This window comes from Pseudomonas sp. PMCC200344, assembly GCF_030053095.1.
GTDB classification, from domain to species: Bacteria; Pseudomonadota; Gammaproteobacteria; order Pseudomonadales; family Pseudomonadaceae; genus Aquipseudomonas; species Aquipseudomonas svalbardensis.
The window spans coordinates 6,206,832-6,222,438 of sequence record NZ_CP125618.1 but is presented as its reverse complement, the minus strand read 5'-3'; the positions used below and the strand labels follow the sequence as shown (position 1 = coordinate 6,222,438).

Sequence of the window (15,607 nt, the reverse complement as noted above, 5' to 3'; positions counted from 1 at the left end):
GAAAATGGATTTTGAACAACGAGAAGGCCAGCAATTCATGGCTGACTACTACCGCGATTTCTTGAATGATCCGGCCGCGTTGGTGGGGCAGGGCAAGTTTCTGCATTCCCGGCGGGAGGGGGTAGAGCGTATTGAAGATGAGTGGAGTCGTGCAGAAGAGGCGAAAGTTGATCTGCGAGAATTACCCACAACCCGCGAGGATTTTCTGGCCTGGTATCTGGACTGCGAAAAGAAGATCAATGAAGACATCGACTTCTTCGTTGATTACATGAAAAATAGCGCAACGCTTGAGCAAGTAGCTTATTACATCTGCATGGAAGAAATGGTCGACGGTTCTTTCGATGATTTGATGGCTGTCGTGCAGTTGGGCATGCCGATCAATTGCAAAATGGTCGCGGGTGAAAATTACTGGGACGAAATGGGTAACGGTAATTTCGACTTTGTTCATACCTCCATGTTCAAAACCTCTTCAGCCTATATGCGCAATGTGTTGGCGCAAAAAAATATCACTCCGGAGATCCCGCCGAAAGAATGTTTGATGAACGGCAACATCCTCCTAATGTGGGCCGTGCGCCGCGAATACAACATGCGCTTGATTGGCGCGATGGGCTTGGTCGAGGGGTCTGCGCCGACACGTTTTGGTGCCACTACCCAGGCACTGGAGCGTCTCGAACAACCCAAAGAAGTGATTGCTTACCACAAAGCCCACATCGGTATCGATACCCATCACAGTGAAGCGTGGTTCGACACCGTACTGCAGCACTATTCCAAGGGTGGCGCCGAGGTTATTCAGGAACTGGCCATGGGCGTGATGATTCGCTACAACGTCGCCGTGCGTTACTACCGCTACATGTATGACGCCATGCGGGGTATCTGACGATGACGCCAGCAGCCTCTATTGTGGTGATTGACCCGGTGAGTTCCGGTCGCCGTTATGGTCGTGAAATCGGTGAAAAGGGTTTTCACTCTATCGCCCTGATCACGCGCGACAGGTTTCCGGGCATGCTTGATCGGTTGCACAGTTGCGAAGGGTTCAGCCAATCCATCAAGGCTTACACGTTTGATGAGGCGGTTGAGCAACTTTGCGGACTTAACGTCAAGGCGATCATTCCGGGTTCGGATTCGGCACTCAAGTTCACTGACCAACTTGCGCAGCATTTTGCGCTGGTCGGTAATCCGCTGCCGACGCGGCAAGCGAGAGCCAACAAGTACGCGATGAAGCAACGACTTCGACTGCAGGGAGTTGCCGCGACGCAATCGGTCGAAGTGTCGCTTGATCAAATGCTCAAGGGTAAATTGGCATCGCTGCAATTTCCGGCAGTGGTCAAGCCCAGCCAAGGCACGGGCAGCAAGAACGTTAAGGTTTGCCATGATCGCTCTGACGTCTACAAGGCGTTGGCAGCGATTGAATCCGCCACTGAAGGGCATATGGAGGAGGAACGTGGTGCACTTATTGAAGCATTTATCGAAGGTCCTGAATATTTTATCGCTACGGCAAATTTGGGGAAAAACAAGAAAAAGAAGATTTTGTGTTTCGCGGAATACGAAAAAATTAGCGTCGGCAACAACCCCAGCATCTATAAAAACATACGATCCCTTCCGCCCCTGAATGAAAAGGCAATAGCAGCCTTTGCCTACATCAGCCAGGTGAACGAGGCGTTGGAAGCCGACTTCGGCATTAACGACATTGAGTTCAAGATCAATGATCAAGGTCACTTCATCATTGAACAGAACGGGAGGCTGCCGGGTGCGAATGTACCTTCGCTGATAGAAGCCTGTACTGGCCTGAACTGCTACAGCCTGAACCTGGATATTTTTCTGGGGCAGGAGGTGGATGATTTGGCTGATGTCGATTATTCAAAGCACTTTTGTATTTGCTGCCTGATTAACACTCAGCCTGGTGAGATCAAGTCGATATCGGGATTGGAAGCGGTGTCGAAACTGTCTTCCGTGCACGACCTGACCCTGCTGGTAAAGGAAGGCGAATATATCCAGGACACACAGGACTTCTTGTCTACGTGGGGGTTTGTCTACCTCGTCCATGAGGATCCGAAAGTGCTCGCCGAGCATTCGCGATTCGTCCACGAAACATTGCGCCTGCATTACTCCTGATGCGAGAGCGGTTGCCTCGTGCAGCCGCGTGCTTGCTGCGCGCGGAACAAACCAGGTTGTAGGGATCATTTACAGGAGAAGTTCATGTCGCATTGGATGCTGCAAGTCTGCCTGATTTTGGCTGTTTCCATATTGCTCGGCCGCATGGCCGAAAAGCTCGGTCAGAGCCGCGTCATCGGCGAAATCACTGCCGGTATTTTGCTGGGGCCTTCAGTGTTGGGAGCGCTCTTCCCGAGTTTTTCCGAGTTTCTGTTTTTCACTGAATCGTTGCGCAATTTGAAAGTACTGGCGGAACTCGGATTGGTGCTTTTGATGTTTGAGATTGCCTGGCATGTGCCTGCCCAACGCTCCGGCGAAGGGGCTGCAGCGAAGTTTGCGCCTATCACTATTGCGCTATTTGGCATGCTTTCATCATTTGTGATCGGCTGCGTGATTGCGGTTCTTTCAAAAAAAAATTTGGCTCCAGACAAGGCACTCTGGTCATACACGCTGTTCTGTGGCCTGGCACTTTCGGTCACGGCGCTTCCAGTGTTAGTGCGGATCATCGCCGACGCCAGGAACATCAGCGCTGACGCCGCTTCATATGCACTGTCCTCCGCGATCTACACCGATGTATTTGCCTGGCTAGGCGTGGCGTTGCTGGTTGCCTTCCACTCGATGGGCGCAACGGACCTCCTCGATTCTCTGCTCAAGACGTTATTACTGATTGGCTTCTTCTTGTTGTCGTTTTATATCGTTCGACCGCTGATATTGATAACGCGCTTCATGACCTCGACTGGCGGGATCAGTGTCAAGTTATCCATTGCGTTTTGCTATTGTTTGGTCAGCGCAGAAATAACCGCAAGACTTGGTTTTCACCAAGCCATCGGCGCCATTGTGGCGGCTTACGTCTTCTGCAAAGTGCCGGGCCTGCAACTTAACTGGGAAAGCGTAATAGGGCGATTCTCCGGTACGTTTCTGACGCCTTTGTTTTTTGCTTACTCTGGACTTCAAGCGTCATTTGGCTCTTTTTCCGAGAGCAGTGTCTGGGGATGGCTGGGACTGTTTATTGTTGGCGGTTTTCTTGGAAAGATTGGTGGTACGTATTGGGGCGCGAGAGTATGCGGCCTGCCTTCTGCAACGGCCATGGAAGTTGGCGTGTTGATGAACACGAAAGGGCTGGTTGAATTGGTAGTGCTGAGTATTGGTCTTGAGTTGGGTATCTTGTCAGCGACTACTTATAGTGTACTTCTGGTTCTCGCGTTACTGTCCACCGTCATGACCATGCCACTATTGAATATGTGGATGCAACGTTCGTCACGAACGCGAGTTATATCTACCGTCAGTGATGGCTAATCAAAATGTTTGACTTTTTCATTGGGTCCAGTCTATTTTTGCGGGTGAAAAACAAAATGGATCCAAAAAAAGGGAACATGGTTTTGGACATATTGATGGGGTTAGTTGCTGCATTGTTTTGGGGCGGAACTGACTTTCTCGTCGGTTTAAATGCACGGGCCGTTGGCGTAAAACGAGCGGTATTTTTCGGTCAGGCGCTGGGTTTCGTTTTGATGAGCGCGCTCCTGCTGCTCTACCCGGCCTATCTCATCAAGTCCATGTCGGCGCCGTTGCAAGTTTGGCTGCTGGGTGCAGTGGCCGCGATCTTTACGGTCGCAGGTGCGCTCGCACTGTCCAAAGCCTTCGCATTGGGCAAGGCTGCGATTGTCGCACCGCTGGTGACTTCCTATGGGGTTTTCACAACTGCATTTGCCTGGGCCAGCGGCGATATTCTTGGACTTAGTCAGTTCATCGGAATTGCAGTGTGTGTAACCGGGGTACTGCTGACAAGCGCCCACGACAACGCCGATGGCAAGGTGAAGCGCCAAAACAAAGTATCGATTGTCTATGGATTGCTCGCAGCATTGTTATATGGTGCAAGTTTCTGGATTCAAGGTAAGTACACACTGCCGACATTAGGTCCAATTACCATGTTATGGCTGGGTTATGCGGTAGGACTGTTTATCTTGTTTTTCCTGGTCTTGAGGGTGGAGTCGGGGTTGAAGCTGCCCTCGGTAAAGAGTCTCGGTACGCTCACAAGTGCCAGTTTATTGAACCTGGGCGGGTTCTCGGCGTTCTCGTTCGGGGCTATCAGCGGTTCGGTATCAGTGGTGACAGTCATCAGCACGTTATCCGGAGGTATCGCTGCGGTGCTGGGTTATTTGTTCTTCAAGGAGCGGCTTGGCAAGATCCAGGTGGCGGGCATTGTCCTAGTGCTGATAGGTGCGATCATTCTTCATCTGTTTCATTGAGCTGCGTGAAAAAGCAAACGTTTGCACATTGTCATCGAGCAATCGAGATCATTAGTTTGATCAATAAGTTTTGATCAATTTAGAGTTTGATCAATATACGATTTGATCATTGTAAGGTTCGATTCCCTTGTTATTAGCCTGCGAGGGCTTGAACCTTAATAAATAAAGACAGCGGCTGTCATGGCACGCTGTCAACGTAGCGCCGATTCAATGTATCCGTCCACTGTCTATAGTTATGGCTGATCACGAGTGTCGAACCCGTTTTTAGTCCGCAAATAACAAAACATCTTCCCGAAGGATTGAGAATAACTATATGCACAAAGGTCATATTGAGATGCTCCCTTACATGGCCGCTTTTGCAGTCGTTGTAGAAACGGGTAGTTTTATTGATGCCTCTACTAAATTGGGCGTGTCGGCCTCAGCCGTGAGTCGGCAGATATCCAAGCTAGAGCGAGCGTTGTCATTGCGCTTGCTGGAACGCAGTACGCGGCAGCTGAAAGTCAACGAAGACGGGGCCAAGATATACTCACATTGCAAGGCACTTTTGCACTCATCCTCCAGGGTGTTTGAATTAAAAGATGAGCTGGTGAGGCCGCAAGGCTTGATCAGGGTCAGCGCGCCGAAAATGATGAATAACATCTGTAATCAACTGATTCCCGAGTTCCTGCGTAAATACCCCGATATCAATGTTCAGTTCATATTTGATAACTCGGAGATCAATCTTATCTCCAGCGAGATTGATCTCAGTATCAGAATCACCGATTCGCCGCCATTGGGTTTGATTGGACGAAAGTTGTTCAAGGTCGGTTATACGCTGTGCGCGTCGCCCGATTACATTGCTGAATTTGGTGTGCCATTGCACCCCGCTGACTTGGCGATGCACAGTTGCATTGTCATGTCCGAGGACTCGGCTGGCGAGAAGTGGGAATTCAAGAATGGCGCGGAGAAGTACCAGATCAGCGTGAAAGGGCGGTATTGCTCAAATGACAGCGAAGCCGTTCTTGAGGCCACGTTGAGTAATCTTGGCCTGGCGTGCCTGCCGGTTGCTGTTGCGGACCTGGCGATCAAAGAGCAGCGCTTGCATGCCGTGCTGCCCAGTTGGGATTACGTGGGTGTTTCACAGGGAATGGCGTGGCTGCTGTATCAACCGAACAAGCAAGGTTCGCAAAAACTGAAAGTGATGGTCGACTATCTGCTCGCCAAACTCTATTGCGTTAGCTAAACACCGCAAAACGTCCTCATCCTGAATAGCGCTTCTTTATTGCGGCGTTGCCCCGCGCTGCGTGTTGCGCGCGGGGGAATCATTCACTCGGCAGGCGGATTCAGCTTCGCTTCCATCTCTGCGACTTTCGCTTCCAGACTTTCCAGCCGTGCCCGCGTCCGTGCCAGCACAACCATCTGGCTATCGAATTCTTCCCGGCTCACCAGATCCAGCTTGCTGAAGCCACTCTGCAACAGAGCTTTGAACTGGCTTTCGATTTCGCTTTTCGGCAGTGGGGTGTCGCCGCTGAAGAGGCGGGAGGCGGTGCCGCTCAGGGCATCGAGGAAGTCTTTGGGCGCGAGCATGGGAAATGTCCTGTCAACAATGGCGGGCAGTGTATCACGCAGCGTCTATAGTCAATCTCGCCGTCAGGGGTGCACGCTTTTCGCGCATGGGGACGGACGGCTACGCACTGTTGTTGTGCGTATCCGTCGGGCCATGTGCGCGAAGCCGCTTTCAGCAGCGGCCAAAGGCTTGAAATCAGTGGGTTTTGGCGAGATGGCAAGCTTTCTGCTTAGTCGGTAGTGACCCATGCACTGATGCAGTCGCTGTGACGAATGCAGTGCGCCAAGCGGAACGGGGGAAGTGTTTCGTGCGGAGTGGTTAGCAGGCGTCGGACGGGCAGGTAAGGCCGACGATGCGTTACAAAGCCAGGCACTGCGCTTAGACTTGAGTCGGGTTTGTTTTCCTGGGGCAAGTCCACCAATTCGGGAGAGAGTTTTCATGAAGCTAGTCACTGCCATCATCAAGCCGTTCAAACTGGACGACGTACGCGAGTCGCTGTCCGAGATCGGCGTGCAGGGCATTACCGTTACTGAAGTCAAAGGCTTCGGTCGGCAGAAGGGTCACACCGAGCTGTACCGCGGCGCGGAATACGTGGTCGATTTCCTGCCAAAGGTGAAGATCGATGTCGCCATTGACGACAAGGATCTTGACCGGGTTATCGAGGCGATAACCAAGGCTGCCAACACCGGCAAGATCGGTGACGGCAAGATCTTCGTGGTTAATCTGGAACAGGCGATTCGCATCCGTACCGGCGAAACCGATACCGACGCAATCTAAGCCGCCACACACCCAACGCCCCAGGAGAAAACAATATGACTCTGCGTAAATTCGCAGGGCTAGGAGCCCTGTTGTCCCTCGTAATGCCCGGCCTGGTTATGGCGGCAGACGAAGTGGCAGCCCCAGTCCTCAACTCCGGCGACACCGCCTGGATGATGACCTCGACAGCCCTCGTGCTGTTCATGACCATTCCCGGCCTCGCGCTGTTCTACGGCGGCATGGTTCGCTCCAAAAACATTCTTTCCGTGATGATGCAGTGCTTTGCCATTACCGGCCTGATCAGCATCCTGTGGGTCATTTATGGCTACAGCATTGCGTTCGATACCACCGGCATGGAACAGGGCGTCGTCAACTTCAACTCATTCTTCGGCGGCATGGGCAAGGCTTTCCTCGCCGGTGTCACGCCATCGAGCCTGACCGGTCCCGCGGCGCTGTTCCCTGAGGCGGTGTTCATCACCTTCCAGATGACCTTTGCCATCATCACCCCTGCGCTGATCGTCGGTGCCTTCGCCGAGCGGATGAAGTTCTCCGCGATGCTGATTTTCATGGGCGTCTGGTTCACCCTGGTGTATGCACCGATCGCGCACATGGTCTGGTCCGGTAACGGCGGCCTGATGTGGGACTGGGGCGTGCTGGACTTCGCCGGCGGCACCGTGGTGCACATCAACGCCGGTGTGGCCGGTCTGATTGCCTGCCTGGTACTGGGCAAACGCAAAGGCTTCCCGACCACCCCGATGGCGCCGCACAACCTCGGTTACACCCTGATGGGTGCTGCCATGCTGTGGGTTGGCTGGTTCGGCTTCAACGCCGGTTCCGCCGCTGCGGCCAACGGCACTGCCGGCATGGCGATGCTGGTGACCCAGATCGCAACTGCCGCCGCTGCACTGGGCTGGATGTTCGCCGAGTGGATCACTCACGGTAAACCAAGTGCCCTGGGTATCGCTTCGGGTGTTGTGGCCGGTCTGGTTGCAATCACTCCGGCGGCAGGGACCGTGGGCCCGATGGGCGCGCTGGTTATCGGTCTGGCGGCGGGCGTGGTGTGCTTCTTCTGCGCCACCACCCTGAAACGCAAACTCGGTTATGACGACTCCCTGGACGCCTTCGGTGTGCACGGTATCGGCGGTATTCTCGGCGCGATCCTGACCGGTGTGTTCGCTGCACCGGCCCTGGGTGGCTTCGGCACCGTCACCGACATCGGTGCACAAGTCTGGATTCAGATGAAAGGCGTGGGCTTCACGGTGATTTACACCGCGATCGTCACCTACATCATTCTCAAGGTCCTGGACGCCGTCATGGGTCTGCGCATCACAGAGGAAGAAGAGGCGGTCGGCATCGATTTGGCGCTTCACAACGAACGCGGCTACAACTTGTAAGTACGCGCACAAAAAACTTGCCCGGCTTGCCGGGCATTTTTTTGTCTGGAGTTTGTCAGTGAAGGAACTGCTGAAAGGTTTTTTCGTACACGTTTAGTGGCGTTTACGACGAGCGTTTTTCTGCGGCCAATGGCTTACATGATTGAAGGAATATTAGGGCCTTTGTTTTTTCCCAGAGCGCGCTAGAATGCGCCCCGAACGTGCGGAGAACTGTATGTGGCAACAGACTCTGATTACCCTGCGGGCGAGGCCCCGGGGCTTTCATCTGGTAACGGACGAGTTACTCGCCGGCCTGCCTGATATCAAGGCATGTCGGGTCGGTCTGTTGCATTTGTGGCTGCAGCATACCTCGGCGTCGTTGACCATCAACGAGAACGCCGATCCGGCGGTACGTCGCGACTTCGAACGATTTTTCAATCGTCTGATCCCACAAGGAACAGACGGCTATGAGCATAACGACGAAGGCCTGGACGACCTCCCGGCGCACTTCAAGGCCAGCGTGCTTGGCTGTCAGCTCAGTTTGCCGATTTCGGCAGGCCGACTGGCGCTGGGAACCTGGCAAGGCGTTTATCTGGGCGAGCACCGTGATTTTGGCGGTGCCCGTAAAGTCCTCGCCACCGTGCACGGTGAAGAGGCATAAACCGCTGGTTGCCAGCGGTTGTAGAATTTTTTCCGGCGGCCTTCGACAGACGGCGAAGCTGGGCTATAACTAATCTGCTTTTCGCAAGTCATGAGGTAGAACATGAGCGACGATGATCTGGAAAACGACGACCTCGAAGTAGGCGACGACGAAACCGAAGAAGGTCTGGAAACAGCAGCGGAAGACGTTGCTGACGACGATGGCGGTGAAGCGCCCGTTCCGACCGCCAAAGGCAAAGCCAAGGCAGCGGTATCGGTCGATGAGCTGCCGAGCGTTGAAGCCAAGAACAAAGAGCGTGACGCTCTGGCACGCGCCATGGAGGAGTTTCTCTCCAAAGGCGGAAAGGTGCAGGAAGTGGAGGCCAATGTGGTCGCCGATCCTCCCAAGAAGCCTGACAACAAGTACGGCAGTCGGCCTATCTAAGCGCCTGCAGCTTGCTTGCTGAAAAAGCCCGCCGTCGCTGCGGGCTTTTTCATGGGTGAAATAAAAATCTTGGGCCTGCGTCGATCCCCTGTGGGAGTGAGCCTGCTCGCGATAGCGATGTGTCAGGCAATATAAATACTGAATGTCACTCCGCTATCGCGAGCAGGCTCACTCCCACAAGGGGAATATCGGTGATCTCAGGATCAGTGTTGGGCGTTCCAGAGGGCCAACAATGCCGGCAACTCGCTCAGGCTGCGAATCTCGGCATCCGGTGCCTTCTCGGCTTCCCAAACTTTGCCCGCCGGGTTAAACCAGATCGCCCGCAATCCCGCCTGCTGGGCGCCGGCAATGTCGTCACCTGGATGATCGCCGATATGCACGGCCGTCTCGGCCGTCGCACCACCACGCTGCAACGCCTCATGAAACAGTCGCGCATCCGGCTTGCCGATGCCGATGTCTTCGGCGCACAAGGCAAACTTGAAGTAATCCGCCAGCCCTAAGCGGCGCACATCGGCGTTGCCGTTGGTGACCACGCCGAGGGCGTAGTGATTGGCCAGAGTCTCCAGGGTCGGTTGCACGTCCGGGAAAATTTCCAGTTGATGCCGGGCATGCAGAAATACCTCAAAACTCTGATCGGCCAGGTCTGCGGCCTGACCCTGGTCGTAACCGGCCTCTTCCAGTGCGTGGAACAAGACTCGGCGACGCAGGGCGCTGATGCGATGCTTGAGACTTGGTTCGTTGCTCAGGATCCGCTCGCGAATCGCCCACAAATGCTCCACCGGCACGGCGCCCAGATTCGGTGCTTGCTCGGTCAGCCATTCACGCAATACGGCTTCGGCGCTGACGATCACCGGGGCGGTATCCCACAGGGTGTCGTCGAGGTCGAAGGTGATCAACTGAATTCTCATGACTCATCGCCTTTGATGCGTTTGGCCCTTGGATGGGCGCTGTCGTAAACCGTCGCCAGGTGCTGGAAGTCCAGGTGGGTGTAGATCTGGGTGGTTTTGATGTCCGCGTGACCGAGCAATTCTTGAACCGCCCGCAAGTCCTGGGAGGATTCCAGCAAATGGCTGGCGAAGGAGTGTCGTAGCATGTGCGGATGCAGGTTCTGTCCCAGCTCGCGCTCGCCAGCGGCTTTAACCCGCACCTGAATCGCCCGTGGGCCGAGGCGCCGGCCTTGCTGGCTGACAAACACCGCGTCGTCCGCAGGGTTGGTCATGGCCCGCAGCGGCAGCCACAACTCCAGTGCTTCGCGAGCTTTTTTGCCGACCGGCAGCAGTCGAGTCTTGCTGCCCTTGCCGAGCACTTGAACCATGCCGTCGGCCAGGTCCAGCTGATCCAGATTGAGCCCGGTCAGTTCCGACAGCCGCAAACCCGAGGAATAGAACAGCTCCAGAATTGCCTGATCCCGACGCGCCAGGAAATCATCCTCCACCGCGCCCTCAAGCAGTTGCAGTGCGCGGTCGGTGTCGAGGGTTTTCGGCAGGCGTCGTTCGCCCTTCGGCGGTGCCAGGCCGTTGGCCGGGTCGTGGTCGCAGAGGCCTTCGCGGTTCAAATAATGATAGAGCCCACGCACCGCCGACAGCAGGCGCGCCAGGCTACGGGACGATTGACCCTGTGAATGCAGGCGTGCGATCAGGCTGCGCAGGCGCTGGATGTCCAGGGCGGCCCAACTGCTGATGTTCTGTTTGACGCACCAGCCCAGCACTTTGTCGAGGTCGCGACGGTAGGCGTACAGCGTGTGAGGCGACACCTGCCGCTCACTGCGCAGGTGTTCGCAGTAAGCGTCCAGTTGCCGTTCCACGATCAGCGTACCGAGCGCAGGGAGGTGTTGACCCGTGGCAGCACGCGGCCCATGACTTCGGCGATGTAGCTGAGAAACAGCGTGCCCACCGAACTCTTGTAGTGCTGCGGGTCACGGCTGGCGATGGCCAGGACGCCGTGGATGCCTTGGTAGCTGATGGCGACAACGGCGGTGGAACCGATCTGCTTGCGCTGTTCTTCGCCGAACAGGAAGTCCAGTTCGTGTTCACGCAGGCTGCCGCTGACGCTTTTGTCTTCCGAGAGCAAGCCGCCGATGGCCGTTTGCGCATCGGCATGGGTCACCCAGCGGCCCACCGGCATCGGGTTGTCACCCAGCAGGATCAGGCTGACGAAGGGCACCTGGAAGTCCTGGCGCAGACTGTCTTCGACGCTGATCACCACGTCTTCCAGGCTGGTGGCGTCCATCAGCGCGAGAATCAGGCGGCGGGTCTTGTCGAAAAGGCGGTCGTTGTCGCGGGCCACGTCCATCAAGTGCGAGAGGCGATGACGCAACTCGATATTGCGGTCGCGCAGGATGGTCATCTGGCGTTCGACCAGCGAAATGGTGTCGCCGCGCTGGTGCGGAATGCGCAAGGTTGCGAGCAGTTCTTCATGCTCGACGAAGAAATCCGGATGAGCCTCCAGGTACGCGGCAATCGCCGCCGCCTCAAGGCTTTCGGAAGGGGATTCGTCGGGCTGTAGGGCGGGAACCTGGGGCTTATCTTTCATGGATTCGACTCTCTCAAAGACGCACTTGTCCTTCATAAACGCGCACTGCCGGGCCGGTCATCATGACCGGTTGGCCAGGGCCTGCCCATTCAATGGACAGGCGCCCGCCGGGCAGGTCGATCAATAGCGGCGAATCCATCCACCCCTGGCTGATCGCGGCCACTGCGGCAGCGCAAGCGCCGGTTCCGCAAGCCTGGGTTTCCCCGGCCCCGCGTTCCCAGACGCGCAACTGCGCGCGGTTCCGGTCGATGACCTGGAGAAAACCGACATTGACCCGCGCCGGAAAGCGCGGATGGTTTTCGATTTTAGGCCCCAGTTCATGCACCGGTGCGTTGTTGATGTCGCTGACCCGCAGCACGGCATGGGGGTTGCCCATGGACACGGCGGCCAGTTCGACCGCAGTGCCGTCGACGTCAACCTGATAACTCAGGGCCTGTTCCGGCGCGTCGAACGGAATGTCGGCCGGTACCAGGCGCGGTGCGCCCATGTTGACACCGATCTGCCCGTCGCTACGGATATCCAGTTCGATGATGCCACTTTTGGTCTCTACGCGGATCTGCCGCTTCGCGGTCAGGCGTTTGTCGAGCACGAAACGTGCGAAACAGCGCGCACCGTTGCCGCACTGTTCCACTTCGGAGCCGTCGGCGTTGAAAATCCGGTAGCGGAAATCCACGTCCGGGTTGCTTGGCGCTTCGACGATCAGCAACTGATCGAAACCGATACCCGTATGCCGATCGCCCCATTGCTTGGCGTGTTTGGGCAGGATGTGCGCATGCTGGCTGACCAGGTCGAGGACCATGAAGTCATTGCCCAGGCCGTGCATCTTGGTAAAACGCAGCAGCATGGTTTTACTCCGGCAGCAGGCTTTCGCCAGCAAACAACTCGGCTACCGTCTCACGGCGACGCACTTCAAATGCCTGATCACCGTCCACCAACACTTCAGCGGCACGGCCGCGGGTGTTGTAGTTGGAACTCATGACAAACCCATAGGCACCGGCCGAATGCACCGCCAGCAGGTCACCTTCTTCCAGGGCCAGCTCACGATCCTTGGCCAGGAAGTCGCCGGTCTCGCAGATCGGCCCGACGATGTCGTAGGCACGGGCAGCGGAATTGCGCGGGCGCACGGCGGTGACGTCCATCCAGGCTTGATACAGCGCCGGGCGGATCAGGTCATTCATGGCTGCGTCGACGATGGCGAAGTCTTTGTGCTCGGTGTGCTTGAGGTACTCGACCTGGGTCAGCAACACGCCGGCGTTGGCGACGATAAAGCGGCCCGGCTCGAACACCAGCGCCAGGTCACGACCGTCAAGACGCTCGCGCACGGCTTTGATGTAGTCGGAAGCCAATGGCGGCTCTTCATCGCGATAACGCACGCCCAAACCACCACCGAGATCGATGTGGCGCAGGTAAATGCCGCAATCGCCGAGGCGGTCGACCAGGCCCAGCAGGCGGTCGAGGGCGTCGATGAAGGGCGGCAGGGTGGTCAGTTGCGAACCGATGTGGCAATCGACACCGACCACTTCCAGGTTTGGCAGTTGGGCGGCGCGGATGTACACGTCTTCGGCGTCGGTGATGGCGATGCCGAACTTGTTCTCTTTAAGACCGGTGGAAATGTACGGGTGGGTGCCAGCGTCGACATCCGGGTTCACGCGTAGCGAGATCGGCGCGCGAACGCCCAGCTCGGCGGCGACCACTTGCAGGCGTTCCAGCTCATCGGTGGATTCGACGTTAAAGCAGTGCACGCCGACTTCCAGGGCGCGACGCATGTCGTCACGGGTCTTGCCGACACCGGAGAAGACGATCTTGTCGGCGCTGCCGCCAGCGGCCAGTACGCGTTCCAGCTCACCACGGGAGACGATGTCGAAACCGGCGCCCAGACGCGCCAGGACATTCAGTACACCCAGGTTGGAGTTGGCCTTGACCGCAAAGCAGACCAGGTGCGGCATGCCGGCCAGTGCATCGGCAAAAGCCAGGTACTGGGCTTCGATGTGGGCGCGGGAGTAGACGTAGGTCGGTGTGCCAAAGCGTTGAGCGATGGCGGACAGGGCAACACCTTCCGCGAACAGCTCCCCGCCACGGTAGTTAAAAGCGTCCATGGCGTTCCCTTAGTAGACGTCGTGCTTGTGCGATTTGGATGCAGGTTGTTTTTGCGACGACTTGGCCTGCTCTGCAGGGTCCTGGCTGTCATCGGGCAGGTACAGCGGGCCTTTTTGACCACAGGCCGATAATAAGCTGACAAAAGCGACGAGCGAAGCGAGCGCAGCAAGGGAAGAGATCAGGCGCTTCATGGCGAAATCCTTGAAAATGCATTAATTGCGCCGGAGTATACCGGCCACCCGGCAGCTTGCCTATGCGACGGGGCTCCCGTCCGGCGGGGCTTCGCCTGATGCCGGCCAGCCAGGTGCATTCCATTGTGGGAGCGAGCCGGCTCCGGGCGGCGTTCCGACGAAGACGATGTGTCAGCCAACAACGATGTTGAATGTGCCGGCCTCTTCGCGAGCAGGCTCGCTCCCACAGGTACAGCGCTTACCATATCGATATCGACGCTTGGTCGTTATCCTTTGCAATCACCGGGGCTCGCCCGTATCTTGCGGCGCTTGAGCGTGAGTAGACACTTTTTGAGGTTCCCGCAATGAGTTTGACTGAAGCCCGTTTCCACGATCTGGTCGATGCCACCCAGCAGACGCTGGAGGATATTTTTGACGAGTGTGACCTGGATATCGATCTGGAGAGCTCGGCCGGTGTGCTCACCGTCAAGTTCGAAAACGGCAGCCAGTTGATTTTCAGCCGTCAGGAACCGCTGCGGCAGCTGTGGCTGGCGGCCGTGTCCGGCGGGTTCCACTTCGATTACGACGAAGAGAGCAAGCGCTGGATGTGTGACAAGAGCGACGAACAACTCGGCGAGATGCTCGAGCGCATCGTCAAGCAGCAAGCTGACGCCGAACTCGATTTCGAAGGTCTGTGAGATCGTGACCCAGCCTGCGCCCGTTCGTCCGCCCAAACCGCTCTACAGCAATGTCAGCCCGGCGGTGGCTTCGCCATGCAGCGGTGTGTGTCGGCTGGATGAGCAGAAGGTCTGCCTTGGGTGTTTTCGCCATGTCGAAGACATCCGCGAATGGCGCTCGGCCGATGACGATCGGCGCCGCGTTATCTGCGCCCAGGCAGTCCAGCGCAAGACCGCCACCTGAAGCCTTTACGCGACCTGCAGCTGGCGAAGCCTGCGTTCGGCTCGGGCCGCGCTCGGGCGCAGCAGTCGTAAACCCTGAATACTCGGTATTCCTGAAACACCTGATAGCCTGGTTTCACGACTGCTGCGTCCGAACGCGGCCCGAGCCGAACGCAGGCTTCGCCAGCTGCTACAAAAGTGTGTCGTCGCCCCCGACTTGTATATTTGTTGAGCTGTGATAGTGTCCGGGTACGCCTCAACTCATCGAGGCTCGTGAAAACCCCGCCTTTTTCTGGCGGGGTTTTGCTTTTTCTGTGCAGAAGAAAGGAGTCTGCCCAAATCATGACCGCACCTTCCATCACCCTTACCCGTCTGGACGTGCAACGTCTGGAGCGCCTGATCGACAGCCTGGATGACACGCTGCCGGGCGTTATCGCGCTGCAAACCGAACTGGATCGCGCCGATACCCTGGTCGGTCACGATGAAGTACCCGCCGATGTCGTGACCATGAATTCCCGTGTGCATTGCCGCGAAGAAGGCAGCGGCAAGGACTATCACCTGACGCTGGTTTATCCGAAGGATGCCAATGCCGACGAAGGCAAGATTTCCATTCTGGCGCCGGTGGGCAGCGCACTGCTCGGTCTCAAGGTTGGTCAGCACATCGACTGGCCGGCACCGGGCGGCAAGACACTGAAACTGACCCTGCTGGAAGTCGAATCGCAGCCGGCCGAGGGTGGCCACTTTCCGGAATAA

General features: G+C 56.7%; 19 protein-coding genes. 12 read left to right on the top strand and 7 right to left on the bottom strand.

Annotation, left to right across the window (positions count from 1 at the left end; all coding sequences use genetic code 11):
* The first annotated feature begins 4 nt into the window (after positions 1–4).
* The 5 genes from QFW87_RS28635 (at position 5) to QFW87_RS28615 (ending at position 5,619) form a co-directional block, all read left to right on the top strand.
* Positions 5–877, top strand: coding sequence for an iron-containing redox enzyme family protein (locus QFW87_RS28635; RefSeq protein WP_283189410.1), 873 nt, complete (start codon positions 5–7; stop codon positions 875–877).
* A 2-nt stretch (positions 878–879) separates the two neighbouring features.
* Positions 880–2,112: an ATP-grasp domain-containing protein gene (locus tag QFW87_RS28630; RefSeq protein WP_283189409.1), complete on the top strand. Its 1,233-nt coding sequence runs from the start codon at positions 880–882 to the stop codon at positions 2,110–2,112.
* Positions 2,113–2,196: 84 nt separating this feature from the next.
* Positions 2,197–3,447 carry a cation:proton antiporter gene (locus tag QFW87_RS28625; protein WP_283189408.1) on the top strand — a complete coding sequence of 417 codons (1,251 nt, stop codon included), beginning with the start codon at positions 2,197–2,199 and terminating at the stop codon, positions 3,445–3,447.
* 95 nt (positions 3,448–3,542) lie between these two features.
* Complete coding sequence (locus QFW87_RS28620; RefSeq protein WP_283190962.1) at positions 3,543–4,397, top strand: DMT family transporter; 855 nt, start codon at positions 3,543–3,545, stop codon at positions 4,395–4,397.
* A gap of 313 nt (positions 4,398–4,710) precedes the next feature.
* Positions 4,711–5,619, top strand: a complete 909-nt coding sequence (locus QFW87_RS28615) for a LysR family transcriptional regulator (RefSeq protein WP_283189407.1) — start codon at positions 4,711–4,713, stop codon at positions 5,617–5,619.
* An 83-nt stretch (positions 5,620–5,702) separates the two neighbouring features.
* On the opposite strand, the gene QFW87_RS28610 is transcribed toward QFW87_RS28615, so the two are convergent.
* Positions 5,703–5,963 (bottom strand): accessory factor UbiK family protein, encoded by a 261-nt coding sequence (locus tag QFW87_RS28610; protein ID WP_283189406.1) that lies wholly within the window; start codon positions 5,961–5,963, stop codon positions 5,703–5,705.
* Positions 5,964–6,381: 418 nt separating this feature from the next.
* On the opposite strand from QFW87_RS28610, the gene glnK reads away from it, so the two are divergent.
* From glnK to sutA, 4 genes are all read left to right on the top strand, one after another.
* The gene (glnK, locus tag QFW87_RS28605; protein ID WP_002555808.1) at positions 6,382–6,720 is read left to right on the top strand and encodes a P-II family nitrogen regulator; all 339 of its coding nucleotides are present in this window, start codon (positions 6,382–6,384) and stop codon (positions 6,718–6,720) included.
* Positions 6,721–6,755: 35 nt separating this feature from the next.
* A complete protein-coding gene (locus QFW87_RS28600; protein ID WP_283189405.1) occupies positions 6,756–8,093 on the top strand; it encodes an ammonium transporter in 1,338 nt (445 codons plus the stop codon).
* Between the two features lie 214 nt (positions 8,094–8,307).
* Positions 8,308–8,733, top strand: a complete 426-nt coding sequence (locus QFW87_RS28595) for a secondary thiamine-phosphate synthase enzyme YjbQ (RefSeq protein ID WP_283189404.1) — start codon at positions 8,308–8,310, stop codon at positions 8,731–8,733.
* Between the two features lie 102 nt (positions 8,734–8,835).
* Positions 8,836–9,156 carry a transcriptional regulator SutA gene (sutA, locus tag QFW87_RS28590; protein WP_282376182.1) on the top strand — a complete coding sequence of 107 codons (321 nt, stop codon included), beginning with the start codon at positions 8,836–8,838 and terminating at the stop codon, positions 9,154–9,156.
* 203 nt (positions 9,157–9,359) lie between these two features.
* On the opposite strand, the gene QFW87_RS28585 is transcribed toward sutA, so the two are convergent.
* From QFW87_RS28585 to QFW87_RS28560, 6 genes are read right to left on the bottom strand one after another with little or no spacing between them, the layout of a single operon-like run.
* Positions 9,360–10,064, bottom strand: a complete 705-nt coding sequence (locus QFW87_RS28585; RefSeq protein WP_283182161.1) for an HAD family hydrolase — start codon at positions 10,062–10,064, stop codon at positions 9,360–9,362.
* Positions 10,061–10,960: a tyrosine recombinase XerC gene (gene xerC, locus QFW87_RS28580; protein ID WP_283182160.1), complete on the bottom strand. Its 900-nt coding sequence runs from the start codon at positions 10,958–10,960 to the stop codon at positions 10,061–10,063. Before xerC ends, QFW87_RS28585 begins: the two co-directional genes overlap by 4 nt.
* Positions 10,961–10,962: 2 nt before the next feature.
* Complete coding sequence (locus tag QFW87_RS28575) at positions 10,963–11,688, bottom strand: DUF484 family protein (RefSeq protein WP_129440062.1); 726 nt, start codon at positions 11,686–11,688, stop codon at positions 10,963–10,965.
* Positions 11,689–11,701: 13 nt separating this feature from the next.
* The gene (gene dapF / locus QFW87_RS28570) at positions 11,702–12,532 is read right to left on the bottom strand and encodes a diaminopimelate epimerase (RefSeq protein WP_149630711.1); all 831 of its coding nucleotides are present in this window, start codon (positions 12,530–12,532) and stop codon (positions 11,702–11,704) included.
* A 4-nt stretch (positions 12,533–12,536) separates the two neighbouring features.
* Positions 12,537–13,784: a diaminopimelate decarboxylase gene (lysA, locus tag QFW87_RS28565; RefSeq protein ID WP_283182159.1), complete on the bottom strand. Its 1,248-nt coding sequence runs from the start codon at positions 13,782–13,784 to the stop codon at positions 12,537–12,539.
* 9 nt (positions 13,785–13,793) lie between these two features.
* Positions 13,794–13,976 carry a lipoprotein gene (locus QFW87_RS28560; protein WP_283182158.1) on the bottom strand — a complete coding sequence of 61 codons (183 nt, stop codon included), beginning with the start codon at positions 13,974–13,976 and terminating at the stop codon, positions 13,794–13,796.
* A gap of 344 nt (positions 13,977–14,320) precedes the next feature.
* On the opposite strand from QFW87_RS28560, the gene cyaY reads away from it, so the two are divergent.
* From cyaY to rnk, 3 genes are all read left to right on the top strand, one after another.
* Positions 14,321–14,653 (top strand): iron donor protein CyaY, encoded by a 333-nt coding sequence (gene cyaY, locus QFW87_RS28555; protein ID WP_008150266.1) that lies wholly within the window; start codon positions 14,321–14,323, stop codon positions 14,651–14,653.
* Between the two features lie 4 nt (positions 14,654–14,657).
* A complete protein-coding gene (locus tag QFW87_RS28550; RefSeq protein ID WP_283189403.1) occupies positions 14,658–14,876 on the top strand; it encodes a DUF1289 domain-containing protein in 219 nt (72 codons plus the stop codon).
* 320 nt (positions 14,877–15,196) lie between these two features.
* Entirely contained in the window at positions 15,197–15,607 is a 411-nt protein-coding gene (gene rnk, locus QFW87_RS28545; protein WP_046045088.1) for a nucleoside diphosphate kinase regulator, read from the top strand.